Origin of the sequence: Curvibacter sp. AEP1-3 (assembly GCF_002163715.1) — a bacterium.
Taxonomy (GTDB): domain Bacteria; phylum Pseudomonadota; class Gammaproteobacteria; order Burkholderiales; family Burkholderiaceae_C; genus Allorhodoferax.
The window spans coordinates 256,440-275,894 of sequence record NZ_CP015698.1; the positions used below are offsets into that span (position 1 = coordinate 256,440).

Here is a 19,455-nt window from a genome sequence, read left to right on the forward strand (position 1 = left end):
CCCCAAGAAAGCAAATTGGCGCCGACCATATTGGTTGGTGTCGATCTGGGTGGTCCGAATTTCGATTCCGAGCTGGAAGAGCTCGGACTTCTGGCTCAAACAGCTGGTTTGCAACCTGTGGGGCGTGTTGTGTGCAAACGCCGCGCTCCAGACGCAGCGATGTTTGTAGGTTCCGGGAAAGCAGAGGAAATCCGACAGCTGGCACTGCAGACCGGTGCCACCGAAATTTTGTTTGACCAGGCGCTCAGCCCCGGTCAACAACGAAATCTGGAGCGGCACATGCAGCTTCCGGTCAATGACCGGACTTTCTTGATTCTTGAGATCTTCGCGCAAAGGGCGAGGAGCCATGAAGGCAAGATGCAGGTTGAGTTGGCTCGACTTCAGTACCTCAGTACCCGCTTGGTGCGCCGCTGGTCTCATTTGGAGCGTCAGCGAGGGGGTATCGGAACACGCGGAGGTCCCGGTGAAACCCAGATTGAACTGGACCGCCGGATGATCAGCGAGAACATCAAGCGAACCAAAGAGCGTTTGAGCAAAGTCAAGCGACAGCGACAGACGCAACGCCGTCAACGCGAGCGCCGTGATGCTTTCAACATTTCGTTGATCGGCTATACCAACGCAGGCAAATCCACGCTGTTCAATGCGTTGGTAAAGGCACGCGCCTACGCTGCCGATCAGCTGTTCGCAACCTTGGACACTACCACGCGACAACTGTACCTCGGTGAGGCCAACCGATCGGTATCTTTATCTGACACCGTGGGATTCATTCGCGATTTGCCCCATGGTTTGGTGGATGCTTTTCAGGCAACTTTGCAGGAGGCTATTGATGCCGACTTGCTTCTTCACGTCGTAGACGCTGCCAATGTGGACTTTCCGGAGCAAATCGCCCAGGTCCAGGCAGTACTCAAAGAGATTGGTGCCGACGACATTCCTCAATTGTTGGTCTTCAACAAGGTTGACGCTATTTCCGCAGATGCACAACCCTTGCGTTTGGAAGATACCTATGAAATCGAGGGGCTACAGACTCCACGTATATTCGTCAGTGCGCGCAACTTGACCGGAATGCCTTTGCTGCGCCAAAAATTGGCCGAAATTGCGAAATCTGCGACAGATTTGAATGACTTGCCGTCAATTCACCCTGAGCCCTCTGGGGACGGTGTGTGAATTGGCACAATGCGCCCCATAGCACTAAAGAAGATTCCATGAAACTATCTGCGTTTCGAATGAAGAGTATGCCATTGGCACCCTGGTTGCGTAAGGTGTTCAATTTGAACGATTCCCGTTGGGGGCGCGGTGACGACAATCAGGAAGGGCAGGGCCCTGAGGGTCAGGCCAAGCCCGAGGCGGAGAGGCCTTCGCCTGTTGCGGGTCCGCAGTCCGGCGGCCCCAAAAATACGTCCCAATCCGGCCCCCCCGATCTTGATGAGCTGTGGAGGGACTTCAACCGGAAACTGGCTGGCTTGTTCGGCGGAGGCAAGAAGCCTGCTGGAGGCAATGGCGGTGGCTTTCAACCTGACATGAAGAATGCTGGTATTGGCGCTGGCTTGATTGTTGGAGTGTTGGTCCTGATCTGGTTGGGCACGGGTTTCTTTATCGTGCAAGAAGGCCAGCAGGCCGTCATCACGCAATTCGGAAAATACAAATCCACAGTGAATGCGGGTTTCAATTGGCGTCTTCCATACCCGATTGAGAAGCATGAATTAGTATTCGTAAGTCAAATCCGCTCAGTAGATGTGGGTCGCGATGTGGTCCTCAAAGCCACCGGCCTGAAAGAGTCTGCGATGCTGACCGAGGACGAAAACATTCTCGATATCAAATTCGCAGTGCAATATCGTTTGAGCGATGCGCGGGCTTTCTTGTTTGAGAGCAAAAATCCCAGCGAGGCGGTGGTTCAGGCCGCCGAAACAGCGATCCGTGAGGTGATGGGCAAGATGAAGATGGACGCAGCGCTCTCTGAAGAGCGTGATCAAATTGCTCCACGTGTGCGAGCCCTGATGCAAACCATTCTGGATCGCTACAAGGTTGGCGTTGAGGTGGTCGGGGTCAACCTTCAACAAGGCGGAGTTCGCCCACCTGAACAAGTGCAGTCATCGTTTGATGATGTCTTGAAGGCCGGGCAAGAGCGCGAACGCGCCAAGAATGAAGCCCAAGCCTATGCCAACGATGTTGTTCCCCGTGCCGTGGGTTCTGCATCCCGATTGAAGGAAGAGGCAGACGCCTACAAGGCCCGCGTGGTAGCCCAGGCCCAAGGCGATGCCCAACGTTTCCGCTCGGTGTATGCCGAATACCAGAAGGCACCCCAAGTCATGCGCGACCGTATGTACTTGGATACCATGCAACAGATCTACAGCAACGTGACCAAGGTCATTGTGGATTCCAAGCAGGGTGGGAATTTGCTTTATCTGCCTTTGGACAAAGTGCTACAGATGACAGGTGCGCCTGCTGCGGCTGAACCGGCTTCCGGTCCCGTTACATCCACGCAGTCTGCTCCTGCAGCGCCTGCGGCAGCTTTGGGCAACAACGATCCACGCAGCCGCGATGCCGCGAGAACCCGTGAACGCGACGTGCGCTAGGACAACACTATGAACCGTATTGGACTTATCTTCTCTTCGTTGCTAGTGCTGTTGGCGCTGGCAAGTTCCACCTTGTTTGTGGTGGATCAGCGTCAATTCGGCGTGGTCTATGCCTTGGGTCAAATCAAGGAAGTAATCACCGAGCCCGGCTTGAACTTCAAGCTTCCGCCACCCTTCCAGAATGTGTCCTATATCGACAAGCGCTTGTTGACCTTGGACAGCACAGATGCCGAGCCCATGCTCACGGCCGAAAAACAGCGTGTGGTCATTGACTGGTATGTGCGTTGGCGCATTACTGAACCATCGGATTACATCCGCAACGTGGGCTTGAATGAGAGCGCCGGAGCCAGCCAGTTGAACCGGGTGGTGCGTAATGCATTCCAGGAGGAGATCAACAAGCGTACGGTCAAAGAACTCCTTTCCCTGAAGCGCGAAGCGTTGATGTCGGACGTGAAAGCGGAGGTTTTGGACAAAGTACGCGGAGCCAAACCATGGGGTGTGGATGTCGTGGACGTCCGAATTACCCGGGTAGATTATGTAGAGGCCATCACAGAGTCCGTCTATCGCCGCATGGAAGCGGAGCGCAAACGTGTAGCAAATGAATTGCGCTCCACCGGTGGTGCCGAAGGCGAAAAGATTCGCGCCGATGCAGATCGCCAGCGTGAAATCACGATTGCCAACGCCTACCGTGATGCGCAGAAGATCAAAGGTGAGGGTGACGCAGAGGCTGCACGCATTTACGCGGACGCTTTTGGCAAGGATCCGCAATTCGCGCAGTTCTACCGCAGCCTGGAAGCCTACAAGAGTAGTTTCGCCAACAAGAGCGATGTGATGGTTCTGGATCCCTCCGGTTCTGAGTTCTTCAAGGCATTCCGTAACGGTGGCGGTGCTGCGCCTGCAGCCAAAAAGTAGCGTGAACGCTGACGCGGTATGGATGGCACTGGCTTTGGTGCTGGTGCTTGAAGGTTTGTTTCCTTTTGCGTCACCCCAAGGGTGGCGCAAACTGTTTGTCCAGCTCTTGCAATTGCAGGATGGGCAGATACGTTTCTTCGGCTTATGCAGCATCCTGTGCGGATTAGTCTGCATTTGGTGGCTGCTGCCCTGAAATCCGGGCCTCAAGGCCGGTAAAATCTCGGTTTTAACAGCCTCCCCTCAATTCCATGTCTGCTTGGGTCCTCCCGGATCACATTGCCGATGTGCTGCCTTCCGAGGCCCGCCACATCGAAGAAATACGTCGAGATCTGCTGGACATGGCCCGTTGCTATGGCTACGAGCTCGTGATGCCACCTATGCTGGAGCATCTGGAGTCATTGCTCTCTGGTACCGGTGAAGCGTTGGATTTACAGACCTTCAAACTGGTCGATCAGATATCCGGCCGCATGATGGGTTTGCGTGCGGATAGCACGCCCCAAGTGGCCCGCATAGATGCGCACTTGTTGAACCGCAGCGGAGTCACCCGTCTTTGCTATTGCGGGCCTGTATTGCATACCCGACCTGCTGCCCCTCATGCGACTCGCGAACCCTTGCAGTTCGGCGCAGAGATCTATGGTCATGCAGGGCTGGAGGCTGACCTGGAAGTGTTGACACTCACCTTGGACGCACTCAAGGCCTGTAAGGTCGGCGCACTCACAGTGGACATGGCGGACGCCCGCATCGTGGGCAGTTTGCTCGATGAATCCGGTTTGGGCAGCTCTCAGAAGAACGAAGTCCTGTCTGCTCTCACATCCAAAGACAGCAGTGCATTGACAGAGCTGACGCAATCCTGCCCACAGACTGTCGGCGCTGCTTTGCGTAGCCTCGTCAACCTGTACGGCAACGCAGATGTGCTTCAGCAGGCTCGCAAAGAATTGCCGGCCTTGCCAGGAATCAGCCAAGCGCTGGACCATCTGCAATGGCTGGCAGGTCATCTTGAGGGTGTGAAGGTGTCAATTGACCTTGCCGATTTGCGCGGTTATGCCTACTACACTGGTATGCGCTTTTCGATTTATGCAGCAGGGGCGAGTGACGCCTTGGCCCGTGGTGGCCGGTATGACGAAGTCGGTTCGGTGTTCGGGCGCAAGCGTCCTGCCGTGGGCTTCAGTTTGGATGTCAAGGTATTGGCCCAAGCCGCCGAAGTGCGCCCCCTGCGGGCTGCGATTCGCGCGCCTTGGGGTGAGGCTGCGGCCTTGCGAGCAGCAATTGCGGATTTGCGCCGGCAGGGCGAAACCGTGGTGTGTGTCCTTCCCGGACACGAAAGTGAAGTCGATGAGTTCCATTGCGACCGTGAGCTGGTGCAAGCCGCTGGTCAGTGGGTCGTAACAGCTATTTAATCCAGAGCGAAATGAATACAACCAAAGGTCGAAATGTAGTGGTCGTCGGCACCCAGTGGGGCGATGAAGGCAAGGGCAAGCTGGTCGATTGGCTCACCGAAAGCGCCCAAGGGGTCGTCCGCTTCCAAGGTGGTCACAACGCGGGCCACACGCTGGTCATCAATGGCGTCAAAACAGCCTTGCACCTTATTCCTTCCGGCATCATGCGCCCCGGCGTCAAGTGCTACATCGGCAACGGCGTCGTGTTGTCTGCAGGCAAGTTGTTTGAAGAAATTGAAGGTCTGGAAAAAGCCGGTGTGGAAGTGCGCTCACGCCTGCGCATCAGCGAAGCTTGCCCGTTGATTCTGCCTTTCCACGTGGCGCTGGATGTGGCTCGTGAAGCCTTCCGCGAAAAGGGCGGTACGGCCAAGATCGGCACCACAGGCCGGGGTATCGGCCCCGCTTATGAAGACAAGATTGCACGACGTGCCTTGCGCGTTCAAGACTTGAAACACCCTGAGCGTTTCGCGGCCAAGCTGCGCGAACTGCTGGACTTGCATAACCACGTTCTCGCCACCTACCTTGGTTCCGAAGCGTTCGATTTCGGCCCTTTGTTGGCGCCTTTCATGGCCAATGGCCGCGTGCAGTTTGAAGCAGTATTCCAGCAAGCGATGGAACACGCTGCCTTGCTCAAGCCCATGATGGCGGATGTTTCGCGAGAGTTGAACGAGGCCCATTTGGCAGGCGCCAACCTCTTGTTCGAAGGTGCCCAAGGCACATTGCTGGACGTGGACCACGGCACTTATCCCTACGTCACTTCCAGCAACTGCGTGGCAGGGAATGCTGCAGCAGGCTCCGGTGTCGGTCCCGGCATGTTGCATTACATCCTGGGGATCACCAAGGCCTACTGCACCCGTGTGGGTGGCGGTCCATTCCCCACCGAGTTGGAGTGGGAAGTGCCCGGCACACCCGGCTACCACATGAGCACCGTGGGCGCCGAAAAGGGTGTGACTACCGGTCGCTCACGCCGTTGCGGCTGGTTTGATGCCGCATTGCTCAAGCGTTCCGCCCAAGTCAACGGTTTGTCCGGCCTGTGTATCACCAAGCTTGACGTGTTGGACGGGCTCAAGGAATTGATGCTGTGTACCGGGTATGAAGTGGACGGCGAAAAGGTCGACATTCTGCCCATGGGAGCAGATGAAATCGAGCGCTGCAAGCCGATCTACGAAGTTCTGGAAGGCTGGAGCGACAGCACCGTAGGCGTCACGCAATACGACAAGCTGCCCGTAGCCGCCCGCTTGTATCTACAGCGTATCGAACAAGTCACCGGCGTGCCTATCCACATGGTTTCCACCAGCCCGGATCGCGATCACACCATCATGATGCGTCACCCCTACTTGCCCGAGTAAGTTGGTTTGATGTCTTTTATGCCTGTAACCCCCGTGAAAACTGCGCGAGCAGCTACTTTTTTAGGAGCACTCTGATGTTGACTGAAGACGGCAAGCACCTCTACGTAAGTTACGACGAGTACCACAACCTGATCGAAAAACTGGCCATCAAAGTGTTCCAGTCCGGTTGGGAGTTCGACACCATCTTGTGCCTTGCACGCGGGGGCATGCGCCCTGGCGACATCTTGTCGCGCGTGTTCGACAAGCCGCTGGCCATCATGTCCACCAGCTCCTACCGCGCTGAAGCCGGCACCCAGCAAGGCAACCTTGACATTGCCCGCTACATCACCACTCCCAAGGGTGAAATCGCTGGCAAAGTGCTGCTGGTTGACGACTTGGCGGATTCCGGTCACACCCTGAACGCGGTGATCAATCAGCTTCGTAACAACTACGCACCCATCACCGAGTTGCGTAGCGCGGTGATCTGGACCAAGGCGGTGAGCGTGTTCACGCCTGACTACTCGGTGGAGTTCCTGCCGACCAACCCCTGGATTCACCAGCCCTTTGAGAGCTACGACTCCCTGCGTCCCCAGCAGCTGATCCAGAAGTGGAGCGTTTAACGCTCCAGCGCTTCACGGATATCGCCGCATGACAGACCGGATCACCCACCTCATTCACCATCCGTACCAGCCACCAGCTGGCTTTGAAGCGCCGCAACCCGGCGTTTTCAAGGCGTCTACGGTGTTCTTCCCTACCGTGGCTGCCATGCGTAGCCGTGAATGGAAGGACAAGTCCGCCTACACCTACGGCTTACACGGCACGCCTACCAGCTATGCGCTGGAAGAGCGCCTCGCGACCCTGGAGGGAGGCAAGGAGTGTTTATTGGTTCCCAGTGGCCTCGCGGCGCTGGGACTGGTGGCGCTGTCTTTGTTGAAAAGCGGCGACGAGGTTCTGTTGCCGGATAACGCGTATGGGCCCAACAAGTCCATCGTCGAAGGCGAGTTGATGGGGTGGGGGATTACCCACCAGTACTACAACCCGATGGACCCCGAGGATCTGGAGGCCCAGATTTCGAGCCGTACCAAGCTGGTGTGGCTGGAGGCCGCGGGTTCGGTGAGCCTGGAGTTTCCCAACATTGTTGAAATGGTGCGGATTTGCCAGCGCCGCAAGGTGCTCACCGCGCTCGACAACACTTGGGGCGCGGGCTTGGCCTTCAACCCGTTTGACTTGGTTCCCGGTGCCAGCAGCCCGGTGGCCGTAGACATCTCGGCACATGCTTTGACCAAGTACCCGAGCGGCGGTGGCGATGTATTGATGGGCAGTGTGATCACCCGAAACCCCGGCCTGCACCTCAAGCTCAAGCTGACCCATATGCGCTTCGGTATCGGAGTTGGCATGAACGATGTGGAAGCTGTTCTGCGCTCCTTGCCAACCATCGGTTTGCGTTACCGCGCACACGATGTGGCGACACGCAGCCTCGCGGCATGGGCCCAAACCCAGCCGGAGTTTGTTCAGGTGCTGCATCCGGCCTTGCCTGAGTCCCCCGGGCACAGCCACTGGATGGCCTTGACAGGTGGCGAAGAGGGCAAAGCCGCCGGTCTCTTCAGTGTGATGTTGGACGCCCGGTTTACCCAAGCCCAAACAGATGCCTTTTGCGACGCTCTCAAGCTGTTCAAGTTGGGCTACAGCTGGGGTGGCCCCATCAGCTTGGTGGTGCCCTACGAACTGGAAAGCATGCGTACGGCCTGGCCGGAGCATCTGCTGCGGGGAACGCTGGTGCGCTTCTCTATAGGACTTGAAGATGTGGCCGACTTGCAGGCCGACATTGCCCAGGCACTGGAAGTCTTGCGCTGACTGCGCGTTTTCCTGAGTAGGCAAGTGGCGGGTGTCGGCGTAATCTGCCGCGCATGAGCACCACTTCCTCGTCTACCGAATCTCTTGATGCCATCAGTACCGTGCGCTCGCCTGATTTGGAGCCGGCTCCGTATGTGCCACCGCCCTCCGAGGCGCCCCGGAAGACGATTCTCCCGTTGAAGTTGATGGACCCTTTCCGGTGGCTGCGGCGGGGAGCAGGTGACCTCATGGCTCATCCCGGCATTGCACTCTTCTATGGCGTTGCGTTCACCACCATGGCGCTGGTTCTCGGCGCCGTGTTCAGAAACAGCCCAGAGTACACCATGACCATTGCCTCCGGTTGTTTATTGGTTGGCCCGTTTCTGGCCATGGGCCTCTATGAGGTCAGCCGCCGTCGCGATGAAGGCTTGACGCCTGCGCTGGGTGCCTCCATCGTTTGTTGGGACCGTCATGTTCCCAGCATGGCCATGCTGGTGCTGGTGCTCATCGTGTTGGAGTTGCTGTGGGGCAGGGCATCGCTGGTGGTGTTTGCGGTGTTTTTCAATACCGGCATGCCCTCAACGACCAGCGTGGTGCAAGCGGTGTTCAGTCCGCAGAATCTGGAATTTGTATTCGCATATGCCGTGGTCGGCGGTGGATTTGCCGTGTTGGTCTTTGCGCTGACCGTCGTGTCCATACCCATGATTCTGGACAGGGACACTGATGCCATTTCCGCCGCCATTACCAGCATTAAGGTTTTTTTGAAGAACACGGGCGTCATGGTTATGTGGGGCGCTTTGCTAACAGGCCTGCTCGTGGTCGCCATGGCGTTGCCCTGGCACCTTGGCTTGCTGCTGGTAGGGCCTTGGTTGGGCCATGCGACTTGGCATGCCTATCGCGGCGCTGTGCAGTGGCCCGCCGATGAAAGTCCGGCGAACCCGGTCGAAAACTCTGTCGCGTCGCCGTGAGTGCGCGGCAAGGTGTTAAAGTGGCTTCAATTAACGAAAGCACACTTTGGCAACACCCAACTACGGATACGAAAAGCGTCAGAAAGAACTGGCCAAACGCAAAAAGAAAGAAGAAAAGCTCAAGCAAAAAGCCGAGCGCAAGACGGGCGACGGCGTGGAGTTGACCCCCAATGAAGCGGCTGAACAAGCTGCCTCGGCGGGCGCTGAGGCGCCTACAGAAACTCCCCAAGCCTGATCGCTATTGCCAGCAAACCGCCGCTCCTCAGCGGCCAGACCTCTTGTGGTGCTCCTACCGCAAGAGGTTTTTTATTGCCGGCCACATGGTGTTGAGGATGGTCGGGTGCGCTTCTTCTTTGGGGTGGATCCGGTCTGCTTGAAACAGGGCTGCTGCATTCGGAACATCGGCCACACCCTTGAGCAAAAATGGAACTAGCGCCGCCTTCGTCGTTTTGGCTACGGTGGAAAACGTCTCACTGAAACGTTTGGTGTAGTCCTGGCCGTAGTTCGGCGGCACCTGCATGCCGGCCAATAGCACCTTGGCTCCACTGGCCTGGGCCGCTTGGGTCATGGCGAGCAGGTTGTCTTGCGTCATGCTCAATGGCAGGCCGCGCAAGGCATCGTTCCCACCCAGCTCAATTACGACCACAGTAGGTTTGTGTTGCGCCAACAGGGCAGGCAAGCGGGATCTGCCTCCGGAGGTGGTGTCCCCGCTGATGCTGGCGTTTACCACGGTGGCGGCTACTTTGTCGGTGGCCATACGCTGCTCCATCAGGGCGACCCAGCCGGTACCGCGTTTGAGCCCGTACTCCGCGCTGAGGGAGTCGCCCAGCACCAGCACTTTGGCAGATGCAGGGGACTCTTTGGCATGCGCTGTGTTTGCCCCTGCAAAAGAGGCCAAAATGAGCAGCGCGATACAGTGTCTACGAACTACAGAGAGCCCCATGAGTGATTCCATTATTTCGGTTGAGCATGTTTTCAAGGCGGTGACAGATTCCACCGGCACGCTGGAGATCCTGCGCGACATTGATTTTGCACTCAATGCCCGTGAGACCGCAGCCATTGTGGGGGCTTCGGGCTCCGGTAAGAGCACCTTGTTGTCCATCATCGCCGGTCTCGATACGCCCACGGGCGGCACCGTGCGCTTGGCCGGGCAGGACATCTTCGCCCTGGACGAAGATGCTCGCGCCGCGCTGCGTGCACGGCAGGTGGGTTTCGTGTTCCAGAGTTTTCAGCTGCTGGGCAATCTGACTGCACTGGAAAACGTGATGCTGCCCCTGGAACTGGATGGCCGCAAAGACGCCCGTGCTGCCGCCACCGAGATGCTGTCACGCGTGGGCCTGTCCCAGCGCTTGAACTCTTACCCCAAGGTACTTTCCGGGGGAGAACAACAGCGGGTCGCGCTGGCGCGCGCCTTTGTGGTCAAACCAGCCGTGTTGTTGGCCGACGAGCCCACTGGCAGCCTGGACTTTGCCACCGGCGAAAAAATCATGGAACTGATGTTCGACCTCAACCGCGAGCAAGGCACCACCCTGGTTCTGGTGACGCATGACCGAAGCATCGCTGCGCGTTGCGACCGCCGCATTCTGATCGAGGCGGGTCGGGTAGTCCCAGAGGCAGTGGCGGCCTGATTAGAGGTGGGTGTCATGCCGGTTTCAGGAGTGCTCCCGGACAACGCATTTCAGCCTGCTTCACGCGATGCATGGCGCCAGTGGTTGAGCCAGAACCATGGGCGGGAGACCGGTATTTGGCTGGTGAGCTTCAAGAAGGACACCGGCCGTAGCTGCATGAGCTATGACGAGGCGGTGGAAGAAGCCTTGTGCTTCGGCTGGATTGACAGCAAGCCCAAGACGCTGGATGCGGAGCGAGCCATGTTGTGGTTCTCGCCTCGCAAAGCGGGCACAGGGTGGTCTGCCGCCAACAAACAGCGCATTGAGCGTGCGCTGGCCGCCGGTCGCATGGCTGCTCCCGGTTTGGCCAAGGTGGAAAAAGCTCGCGCCGACGGCTCATGGTTTGCACTCGACGCGGTCGAGGCCTTGACCGTCCCCCATGATCTACAGCTGGCACTAGACGACTATGCGGGCGCTGCCGGCTTCTTTGAAGCCTTTCCCCGTTCGGTCAAGCGCAGCATCCTGGAGTGGATCAGCCAGGCCAAAACTCCGGTCACACGGGACAAGCGGGTGCAGGAGACAGCGCGGCTGGCTGCGGACAATGAGCGCGCCAATCAGTGGCGCAAGCCCGTTAAGTAGTCTGCTGCTATCAAAAGTGAAGCTGCTCACGCATATGCGATGGGCGCTACAACTTGTTTTTATTCAAACGTCCCCTTGAGGGATGTTTATTGTCACCACAGTGCCTTGCAGCGGCGTGCTTTCAATGTGGAGTTGGGCTTTGTGCAGGTCCGCAATCAGTTTGGCGGTGCTCAGGCCCAGGCCGAATCCGGGGTGCTTGCCGGAGCTGTCTGCACGATAGAAGCGCTCAAAAATGTGTTGCTGCACTTCATGTGTCATGCCTTGTCCCTGATCACGGATGCGGATGCGCACGCCACCAGGGTTGTCTACATTTTCATTCAGCGGGCCCACATGGACCGTGACCGGAGTGCCCGCAGGGCTGAAGGCATAGGCGTTGTGCAGTAGCTCAGTCACCGCCATGGTGATCGCCGCCGGGTCGACACGGCACCAAGGGATCGGGTCCTGGTGCTCAAGCACAGGCGGCTCCCGGCCCTCGGGTAACTGAAGGCCGCGGGCGGCCATGGCGCAAAGGGCCCCAAGGTCGGTGATGCGGGTGCGCTTGATGTCTAGACCATTCATGTCCAGCTCAGACAGGTCCAACATGCGTTGAAGCAACTGGTTCAGTCCCTGGGATTTACGCAAGATCTGCTGGCCCATTTCTTTGACGCTGTCCGCACTCTGGGCCCGCGTAGCCAACAGGTCTGCATAACCATGGATCACCGTCAGTGGCGTGCGGATTTCATGAGCTGCAAAAGACATGAATTGCGACTTGGAGCGCTCCAGCTGCATCTCGGGCGTGGTGTCGTGCAGCAGGACGATGGTGCGCAGGGCAGGGTCTTCAAAGGTGTGAACGCGCATGTCGAGGTAGCTGGCCACGGCATCAGGTTTGACAGGCACGAGGTCGCGGTACACATGGTGTTCTTTGTTGTTGCGCACACTCAACATGCTTTGCGCCACCGACAGCGCCTGCGCCTGCGCCAGCTGGAAGTTGCGTCCGATATGGCGAGCCACAGTCAGGTAGCTCTCGCGCTCTTCGCCGGGCGGCAGCGCGATCAGGTCAAAGCTCTTGTCGTTCGCAAGCACGAGCACGCCGTCGGCGTCAAAACCCATGTAACCCTGGTCCATGGCCTCAAGCACCGAGCGCAGCTGGACTGACTGATGTTGCAGCCGTAAGTTGGTGGTTTGCAGGGTCGCATCGGCCTCTTGCAGCTGGCGGGTGCGCCGCTCTACCGCGATGGTCAGCAGTTGGGTGGATCCGGTCAGCATCAGGCTGGCCGCCAAGGTCACCCATGTCAGCAATATGCCGGTTCCCAGTGCAAAAAATGGGGTGCGGCTGAGTTCGCCCAACCAGAAGTCCCCACTGGGTGTGGCTTTCAGGGCGTAGCTGCGGTCGGCAAAATGAATGGTCTGACTCACCGGTGCCGGTACCGGTAGTGAGAGCAGGCTGAAGTTGTGCAAGAGGCCGCGGATAGGGGGCCTGGCAGCTTGGCCATCTTCGTACAGGGCTTGCGTCTCGGCCGGTTCGTTCTGATCCACAAACTGGTAGCGCACCACGCGGCGGCGGGGGGGCTCGCCACTGGCAAGGCGAAAGTTGGCAAAGCGCAGCCCCTCTACAGCGCTGCCCACGATATCTTCCATGCGCAGCACCGCAACCGCAAAGCCGACAGGGGTGGATTTTGGGCCCGTACTTGCCTGGGTATCTGCTGGTGCTACAGGACTCAGGTACAGCGCGCCCCATGATTTGCCGGTTTCCTGCACCAGTTGAATGCGGGGGGTAATTGCCGCCTCGCCGCTGCGCAGGACCTTATCTATCGCAGCACGCCGTGCCGGATTGGCGTAGATGTTCAGGCCCAAAGCGGCGCGGTTCCTTTCCAGGGGGGCAATGTGTTCCACCGCGACGTAAAAGTCGGCCTTCCGGCTGGGGACCAGGCTGCCGTCAGTTGCCCGGTCTACCAGAGCTGCCGGCGGGCCGTATTCGTTACGCAGTCGCCGCTCGAACTGACTGCGCTGTTCGTGGGGTATCAGGGGGTTCCAACTGAGCGCCTGTACATGCGGATGGCTGGCCTGGATCGCAGTGGCTACCTCACTGAATTGCGCGGCAGTCTCTCGAGGCGCATTGCGCAAGTGGCTCTGCAGTATCTGCACCGACTGATGCGCACTGAGGAAATCGGCATCCAGACGTTGGGCCAACGCAGTGTTCGAGTCCTGAAAGCGGGCCAGTGTTTGTTGTTCGTCGGTCCACACGGCGCGCGCGGTGATCCCCAGGGTGAGTGCACCGCCCAATGCCAGCAGTGTGCTCACACGCCACTTGCGGGGTTCCTGCCATGCATCATCCTGCAGCCACAGAATGGTCAGAGGCAAGAGGATGGCGATGCCGGCCCATTCGGGCAGTAGCAGCCCAGCAGCTTGCAGGCCCCAATGGTTTACGGCTGCGGCCTCCTGCATCTGGGACAGAACCAGCAGGTACAAGGCGGTACCGGCACTGGTCGCGAGCAGCCCCACGGCACAGATCTGCAGGCTTTTGCGCAGACGCCGCAGTTTGCTGGGCAGGATTTGCAATGCCAACACGGCGACACGCGCCAATTCAGTTTGCAGCACCAGAGCACATGCCCCCAGGCTGGCAAGTGCCCATTCTCTGGACCCGGAAGTGCCTTCCATCAGCCAAAGGTCCCACACCAGGCGCGCCAACCAAAGGCCGGGCAAAACCTTGCGCCCGCACATCAGGGCCCCCGCTACTGCGACTCCCGAAGCCGCAGTGCCAGCCACCAGAAGCGGGTTGGGCAAGGCAAACAGCAAGTGCACCAGCGTTGCCACCAGCACATAGGCCACCGCGCACACTGCGTTGGCTGCCAATGGCGGCAATGCCATGAGCCACGCCGCAGGCTTGCCTACAGTGAGTCCAGCGATGTTGGTGGTGCTCATGGAATTAGAAAAATGAAGCGAATATCACATTAAAACATTTTAAATGATAAAAGTGAATCAAATATGATGATCGTACCAACAAAAGACCGATATTGGCTCTGTAGCCCCTGACGGCGGTGCAGGCGCCAGCGTCGATAATCCCCGCATGTCCTCCCCCAAAGTTTTATTCGGCTTTCATGCCGTGGGCGTGCGCCTGAAGACCGCCCCCAAATCCATCATCGAGATTTACTACGAGCCCACCCGCCGTGACGCGCGCATGCGCCAGTTTCTCGAGAAAGTGGCAGAAAGCGGTGTACGCCTGATCGAAGCCGACGGCATGCGCCTGGCCAAACTTGCCGGTAGCCACGGCCACCAGGGTGTGGCCGCTCGGGTGCAAGAGATCAAGCAGGTCCATTCCTTGGATGAATTGCTCGAAAACCTCGAAGCCGCCAATGCCGAGTTGCCCGTGGCTGAGCGCACCAACCCGCTGATTTTGGTGCTGGACGGCGTGACTGACCCGCACAATCTCGGCGCCTGCTTGCGGGTGGCTGATGGCGCCGGTGCGCATTGCGTGATTGCCCCCAAAGACCACGCGGCCGGCATCAACGCCACCGTGGCCAAAGTGGCCAGCGGTGCGGCCGAAACTGTGCCGTACTTCATGGTGACCAATCTGGCCCGCACGCTCAACGAGCTCAAAGAGCGCAATATCTGGATCATCGGCACCAGCGACCAGGCCACCAGCCATCTGTACCAGGCCGACCTGAAGGGGCCGGTGGCGTTGGTGTTGGGCGCCGAGGGTGACGGCATGCGTCAGCTCACTGCCAAAACCTGCGACCAGCTGGTGAGCATTCCCATGCAGGGTGCTGTGGAAAGCCTGAATGTATCGGTGGCCAGTGGCGTGTGTTTGTACGAAGCCCTGCGTCAGCGCACAGCCGCCAGCAAGTAAATCAACCCCTCCGGAGAGTTTCATGATTGCTATAAAGTCAATAGCTGCCCGCGCAATAGCGACGGGCGCTGCATCTGTTTTTCTGTTGATGGGATGCACCCAGGAGCAGCAAAACAAGCTGGGACGTGAAATCCAGAATTGGACCGGAACCAATGGCGTGCTGGAGTTCTATGCAGGCGACAAGCTGGTGCGCCGCTTCATCAAGATCGACAAACTCTCCACTGCCATGGGCACGGATGACGGCAAGCCCCGTCCCTACCGCTTCGGCTATGGTGTGCTCGACGAGAACTTCAACTTCGTGGCAGATAGTGGCGAAAAGAAGGTGTATTTCGAAATCAGCGATTACGGCTCGAATTACCTCTTCTTCGAAAACCCGCGCTAAGCCCATCGCATGGCTGCGCAGCACTCCAGCACCTTGCTTTTGAAGTGGGCTGTGGTGGCTTGCGCAGTGCTATTTGCAGGCTTGGGTGTGTTTTTGGCTCCCTTGCATCCCAGCGTGGTGGCTCTGCAATTCACGTATTCCCCGCAAGCGTTTGCGGCGGTGCTTCAGACTTGGGGCCCTGAGGGAGTGGAGCGTTTCCGGCAGCACTTGATGGTGGATGGCCTCTTGCTCCTGAGCTACGGGGTAGCCGGGTATCTGGCAGCCGGTCGCACCCGACTTTTCGCATCGCTGTCCCACCATGTTCCATTGGCATTTTGGGCTTTGTTGCTGCCTCTGGCTGCCGTGTTTGACGCGGGAGAAAACCTGTTGCACTGGTGGCTAACCGGGGCGGAGGTTCTCCAAGGCAATGTCACACTTCCATCTATCACCTATCTGGCCGCCGGCGTGTGCGCATCCATCAAGTGGTTGGGACTCGTCAGCTTTGCAATAGGCGCCTTCAGCGCCAAAGCGTTCTTCAAGGCTTGAGCGTCAGCTCGTCGTGAATGCTGTGCACGCCCTGGGCTGCCCGGGCCACCTGAAGCGCCTCGGTGATTTGAGCCTGGGTGTCCAGGGTGCCCATCAGCCGCACATCTCCCTTGATGGTGAGGACAGTAATGTCAAAAGCCTGAAGCGTGGCGTTTTGGTGCAGAGCCGTTTTCACATGCTCCGTCACATCCATATCTGAGACGTTACCCACGCCGCTGTTTGCGGTGGGTACTGCGTTATCGATATCGTTGGTTTTGCTGCAGCCCGCTTGGGCGATGGCCAAGGTCAGCAGACCGACAAAGAGCAGGGGGCGTGCAGACTTTTGCATGGGTGGCCTTAAGTGCGTGGTCACAAAGGCGTGACCGAATACGCACTATGGCCTTACAAGTGCGGCTCGTCCGTGCGTTACGAGACGGCCGGGCTTACGCCTAAATCCACCCCATCCACCCTGCGATGGCACCGCCTCCCAGCATCCACAGCATATGAAGTCGCGTCTTCCAGACCAATGCGCAGGTCACCAGGCTGACGGCCCACAGGCCCAGATGGTGTTCGTCGCCTTTGTGGTTGGCGGCCAGTATCCAGCCGGTGGCGGCCAACAGCGCGATCACGATGGGGGCCATGCCTTGCTTGAAGGCCCGGACCGCGCGCAGCTCGCGGTTACGGTGGCCCCAGCGCGCTGCCATGAAAGTGAGGGTGGTGCTCGGCAGCATGATGCCGGTCATGGTGACCGCCACACCACCCAGCGCCAAGGCATAGGCTTGCCATGTGGTGGCTGCGGTGCCGGGTGGCACGCCGGCAGCACTCAGCCCGATGTTCCAGCCCAGCAGGGCCACAAACAGGATGTTGGGACCCGGTGCGGCTTGCGACAAGGCGATGCTGGAGGTGAATTGTTCGTTGTCAATCCATCCACGTTCGACTACCAGGTAACGCTGCATGTCCGGCGCGGTGGTGATGGCGCCTCCAATCGCCAACAGCGAAAGGGCCGCGAAATGCAGAAACAGGTCCAGCCACTGGACTACGGGCAGGGCGTTCATGCGCGCTCCTTGCCGGTGCTGGCAGCTGATATACGGCCTAGACAGTGGTAGGCCCAGAGGCAGGCGGGCAGGCCTATCGCCAGCAGCAGCCAAGCCAGCGGCAGGCGCATCAGGGCGACGGCTACAAAGGTGGCTACCACCAGGGCCCAGCAAGTCAGAATGCCCATCGCGTTACTACGCAGTGCACCTACCAGCCGCAAACCGGCCGCCGCAATCAGGCCGGCGGCGACAGCGCCCATGCCGCGCAGGGCACCTTGTACCTCAGGCACATCGGCCACGCCGGCGAACAGGGCCGCCAGTAACAACACCACGATGGTCGGAAAACACAGCATGCCGGCCACGCCGGTGAGTGCGCCCCGCCAGCCGAAGTAGCGGTCGCCCAACATGAGCGACAGGTTCACCACATTGGGGCCCGGCAGGATCTGGGCGACGGCCCAGTCTTCGACAAACTCTTCGGCCGTGAGCCATTTGCGCTTGTCCACCAGTTCGCGTTGCACGACCGCCAGCACGCCCCCGAAGCCCTGCAGTGCAAGGATGGAAAAGGCGTAAAAAAGCTCTGTTTTGGACTGCGGGGCCGGGCGGATGTCTGGAGTGTCGGGCATGGTCTGCGAGGTGATTCCGGCCCGTTGCTGCCGCCCCGCGGAATCAGCTTGCCGGGGCGTTCAACGGGCCTACCGGTGTGAACTGGTGCTTATTGTCGCGCAGCCACTGCGCAGAGCGCTCTGCCGGGTGTTGGCTGGGGTGAAAGTCTTCACGCAGGTAGTCGCGCCACAACGGCCAATTGCCGCGGATGATGCCCTCGCGGCCGAACAAAAAAGGCCAGGCACTCCGCCAAGTGCTCCAGCGGAACAAGGCCTTGTCGCGCCACAGGTTGCGCACGGTCTGCCGTGCTACGTCGGTGAAGAAGGTCCAGGTGATGTAGCGGAACAGGCGCACGCGCCACGCATGGTTGCCCCCGATAGCGTGGTACACGTCGAAGGCGGTGCTGCGGTGCTCACTCTCTTCGGCGCTGTGCCAGAGCCACAAGGTGCGCAAGCGGTCTTCGGTGCCCATCATGGCCTCGGGGTGGGCGAGCATCCAGTCGGCAAACAGGGCGGTCAGGTGTTCGGTAGCCGCGGTGGCGCCCACATGCATGCGCACATCGAGATGGGCATGGGCCTTCAGCCGCCGGGCAATCCGGTGCTCCATGGCGTTGTCAAAGCCTTGCCGGGCCAGCTGTTCGTTAAACAGGCTGTGGATGCGACGGTGGGTGGCTTCCTGCCCCACAAAGCCTTGTACCTCGGCGGCAAATGGTTGTTGCGCGTCAGGCGGCAAGGTTTTTAGGCCTGCACGCACCGAGTCCATGAAGTACTGCTCGCCCAGCGGGAAGCTCATGGAAAGGGCATTGAAAAACGCGGACTTGAATGCGTCGCCGGAACACCAGCGCACCGCGAATGGAGTCTGCAAGTCGATCAAGAGTTTGCGTACGGTGAGTTGGCTCATGGAGTGTTCCGCATAAGTGTCAGGCCGCAAGGGGCGGGCTATTCAGCTCGTTGGCGACCCAATTGATCACCTCTGGCGCACTGCACATTTGCACATGCCCCAAGCCTTCGAATACCACGGGGGTAATGCCCGGCAAGGTCTGAGCCCGTTGGGGGAAAACGATGTTGTCTTGCGGGGTGAGTGCAATGCGCATCAGCGCGCGCTGCTCGGGGGTCTCGGATTCCGCCAGGCCTTGGAGCCAGGCACTGTCCCACAGCATCTGGCGGCCATTGGGCGTGCGGTTCTGTTTGGCGGCTTTGGTGCCGGCGTGGGGCGTGCCTAGGGTCAGAATGCGTGCCACGTGCGCGCTGCCACATTGCCGTATCCATGCCCGGATGGCCAAGCCCCCCATGCTGTGACCGACCAATGCCACTTGAGATTGCCCGCTGTGTTTCAGCAGCGCTTGTACCGAGACTTCGATATGTTCCGCGTAATGGTCAATGGAGGTGAACAAGGGCTCCAGATTTATCGCCAGCACATCATGTCCCTCGGCACGCAGGCGCAAAGTGACGTCGTCCCACAGGCGGTGGTTGCACACATAACCATGCACCAGCAGCACCGGCACGCGTTTCACCCCATCGGTAGCAGGCAGTACAGCGGGTTGGGGCTCTGCCCACGGCTGGCGCAGTACAAAGGTGCGGAAGTTGGCCACGGTTTCGCCCCACCAGGCACGGTAGAACATGCTTGAGGGCTCCCCCGGGGCACGACTCTTGAGCATGGTGTAGGAGGTGCTGAGCACCACCGCCAGCCACGGCATCAAGAGCGCGCCCAGCATCACATCTCCTGTAGCGCCATGCCACAGCACGGCCAAACCGGCGCCCGCAAGGGCAAGGGCCAACAAAAAGCGTTGCAGGAGTCTGGCGAGCATGGA

22 protein-coding genes are annotated in these 19,455 nt (G+C 59.1%); 15 read left to right on the forward strand and 7 right to left on the reverse strand.

Annotated elements, in window-relative coordinates:
• The first annotated feature begins 15 nt into the window (after positions 1-15).
• From hflX to AEP_RS01185, 10 genes are all read left to right on the forward strand, one after another.
• On the forward strand, positions 16-1,164 hold the full coding sequence (gene hflX / locus AEP_RS01140; RefSeq protein ID WP_232459897.1) for a GTPase HflX: 1,149 nt from the start codon (positions 16-18) through the stop codon (positions 1,162-1,164).
• A gap of 38 nt (positions 1,165-1,202) precedes the next feature.
• The gene (gene hflK / locus AEP_RS01145) at positions 1,203-2,573 is read left to right on the forward strand and encodes an FtsH protease activity modulator HflK (RefSeq protein ID WP_087493694.1); all 1,371 of its coding nucleotides are present in this window, start codon (positions 1,203-1,205) and stop codon (positions 2,571-2,573) included.
• 9 nt (positions 2,574-2,582) lie between these two features.
• Complete coding sequence (hflC, locus tag AEP_RS01150; protein ID WP_087493695.1) at positions 2,583-3,485, forward strand: protease modulator HflC; 903 nt, start codon at positions 2,583-2,585, stop codon at positions 3,483-3,485.
• Position 3,486: 1 nt separating this feature from the next.
• The gene (locus tag AEP_RS01155) at positions 3,487-3,678 is read left to right on the forward strand and encodes a DUF2065 domain-containing protein (RefSeq protein WP_087493696.1); all 192 of its coding nucleotides are present in this window, start codon (positions 3,487-3,489) and stop codon (positions 3,676-3,678) included.
• Between the two features lie 55 nt (positions 3,679-3,733).
• Positions 3,734-4,882: an ATP phosphoribosyltransferase regulatory subunit gene (locus AEP_RS01160; RefSeq protein WP_087493697.1), complete on the forward strand. Its 1,149-nt coding sequence runs from the start codon at positions 3,734-3,736 to the stop codon at positions 4,880-4,882.
• Positions 4,883-4,893: 11 nt separating this feature from the next.
• Positions 4,894-6,270, forward strand: a complete 1,377-nt coding sequence (locus tag AEP_RS01165; RefSeq protein WP_087493698.1) for an adenylosuccinate synthase — start codon at positions 4,894-4,896, stop codon at positions 6,268-6,270.
• A gap of 74 nt (positions 6,271-6,344) precedes the next feature.
• Positions 6,345-6,869 carry a phosphoribosyltransferase gene (locus tag AEP_RS01170; protein WP_087493699.1) on the forward strand — a complete coding sequence of 175 codons (525 nt, stop codon included), beginning with the start codon at positions 6,345-6,347 and terminating at the stop codon, positions 6,867-6,869.
• Between the two features lie 28 nt (positions 6,870-6,897).
• Positions 6,898-8,103 (forward strand): PLP-dependent transferase, encoded by a 1,206-nt coding sequence (locus AEP_RS01175; protein WP_087493700.1) that lies wholly within the window; start codon positions 6,898-6,900, stop codon positions 8,101-8,103.
• 53 nt (positions 8,104-8,156) lie between these two features.
• A complete protein-coding gene (locus tag AEP_RS01180; protein ID WP_087493701.1) occupies positions 8,157-9,050 on the forward strand; it encodes a DUF2189 domain-containing protein in 894 nt (297 codons plus the stop codon).
• Between the two features lie 46 nt (positions 9,051-9,096).
• Positions 9,097-9,285 (forward strand): hypothetical protein, encoded by a 189-nt coding sequence (locus AEP_RS01185; RefSeq protein ID WP_087493702.1) that lies wholly within the window; start codon positions 9,097-9,099, stop codon positions 9,283-9,285.
• Positions 9,286-9,339: 54 nt separating this feature from the next.
• Here the strand turns inward: AEP_RS01185 and AEP_RS01190 are convergent, their stop codons facing one another.
• Positions 9,340-9,993 (reverse strand): arylesterase, encoded by a 654-nt coding sequence (locus AEP_RS01190; protein WP_087497120.1) that lies wholly within the window; start codon positions 9,991-9,993, stop codon positions 9,340-9,342.
• Here AEP_RS01190 and AEP_RS01195 point away from each other — a divergent pair.
• Both AEP_RS01195 and AEP_RS01200 read left to right on the forward strand, forming a co-directional pair.
• Positions 9,992-10,678, forward strand: coding sequence for an ABC transporter ATP-binding protein (locus tag AEP_RS01195; RefSeq protein ID WP_198301879.1), 687 nt, complete (start codon positions 9,992-9,994; stop codon positions 10,676-10,678). The genes AEP_RS01190 and AEP_RS01195 overlap by 2 nt on opposite strands.
• 15 nt (positions 10,679-10,693) lie before the next feature.
• The gene (locus tag AEP_RS01200) at positions 10,694-11,296 is read left to right on the forward strand and encodes a YdeI/OmpD-associated family protein (protein WP_087493703.1); all 603 of its coding nucleotides are present in this window, start codon (positions 10,694-10,696) and stop codon (positions 11,294-11,296) included.
• Between the two features lie 63 nt (positions 11,297-11,359).
• Here AEP_RS01200 and AEP_RS01205 read toward each other — a convergent pair whose 3' ends face one another.
• Positions 11,360-14,197 carry a CHASE domain-containing sensor histidine kinase gene (locus AEP_RS01205; RefSeq protein ID WP_087493704.1) on the reverse strand — a complete coding sequence of 946 codons (2,838 nt, stop codon included), beginning with the start codon at positions 14,195-14,197 and terminating at the stop codon, positions 11,360-11,362.
• A 145-nt stretch (positions 14,198-14,342) separates the two neighbouring features.
• Here AEP_RS01205 and rlmB point away from each other — a divergent pair, with 145 nt between their 5' ends.
• From rlmB to AEP_RS01220, 3 genes are read left to right on the forward strand one after another with little or no spacing between them, the layout of a single operon-like run.
• The gene (rlmB, locus tag AEP_RS01210) at positions 14,343-15,122 is read left to right on the forward strand and encodes a 23S rRNA (guanosine(2251)-2'-O)-methyltransferase RlmB (RefSeq protein ID WP_087493705.1); all 780 of its coding nucleotides are present in this window, start codon (positions 14,343-14,345) and stop codon (positions 15,120-15,122) included.
• Positions 15,123-15,144: 22 nt separating this feature from the next.
• A complete protein-coding gene (locus AEP_RS01215; RefSeq protein ID WP_157673001.1) occupies positions 15,145-15,504 on the forward strand; it encodes a hypothetical protein in 360 nt (119 codons plus the stop codon).
• A 9-nt stretch (positions 15,505-15,513) separates the two neighbouring features.
• Positions 15,514-16,029: a hypothetical protein gene (locus tag AEP_RS01220; protein WP_087493707.1), complete on the forward strand. Its 516-nt coding sequence runs from the start codon at positions 15,514-15,516 to the stop codon at positions 16,027-16,029.
• On the opposite strand, the gene AEP_RS20935 is transcribed toward AEP_RS01220, so the two are convergent.
• The 5 genes from AEP_RS20935 to AEP_RS01245 form a co-directional block, all read right to left on the reverse strand.
• On the reverse strand, positions 16,019-16,357 hold the full coding sequence (locus AEP_RS20935; protein ID WP_232459898.1) for a BON domain-containing protein: 339 nt from the start codon (positions 16,355-16,357) through the stop codon (positions 16,019-16,021). The two genes, AEP_RS01220 and AEP_RS20935, sit on opposite strands and share 11 nt — an antisense overlap.
• A gap of 100 nt (positions 16,358-16,457) precedes the next feature.
• Positions 16,458-17,063 carry a chromate transporter gene (locus AEP_RS01230; protein WP_087493708.1) on the reverse strand — a complete coding sequence of 202 codons (606 nt, stop codon included), beginning with the start codon at positions 17,061-17,063 and terminating at the stop codon, positions 16,458-16,460.
• Positions 17,060-17,665, reverse strand: coding sequence for a chromate transporter (locus AEP_RS01235; RefSeq protein ID WP_087493709.1), 606 nt, complete (start codon positions 17,663-17,665; stop codon positions 17,060-17,062). Before AEP_RS01235 ends, AEP_RS01230 begins: the two co-directional genes overlap by 4 nt.
• 43 nt (positions 17,666-17,708) lie before the next feature.
• On the reverse strand, positions 17,709-18,545 hold the full coding sequence (locus AEP_RS01240; protein ID WP_087493710.1) for a metal-dependent hydrolase: 837 nt from the start codon (positions 18,543-18,545) through the stop codon (positions 17,709-17,711).
• A 19-nt stretch (positions 18,546-18,564) separates the two neighbouring features.
• A complete protein-coding gene (locus tag AEP_RS01245; RefSeq protein WP_087493711.1) occupies positions 18,565-19,452 on the reverse strand; it encodes an esterase/lipase family protein in 888 nt (295 codons plus the stop codon).
• Positions 19,453-19,455: the final 3 nt, after the last annotated feature.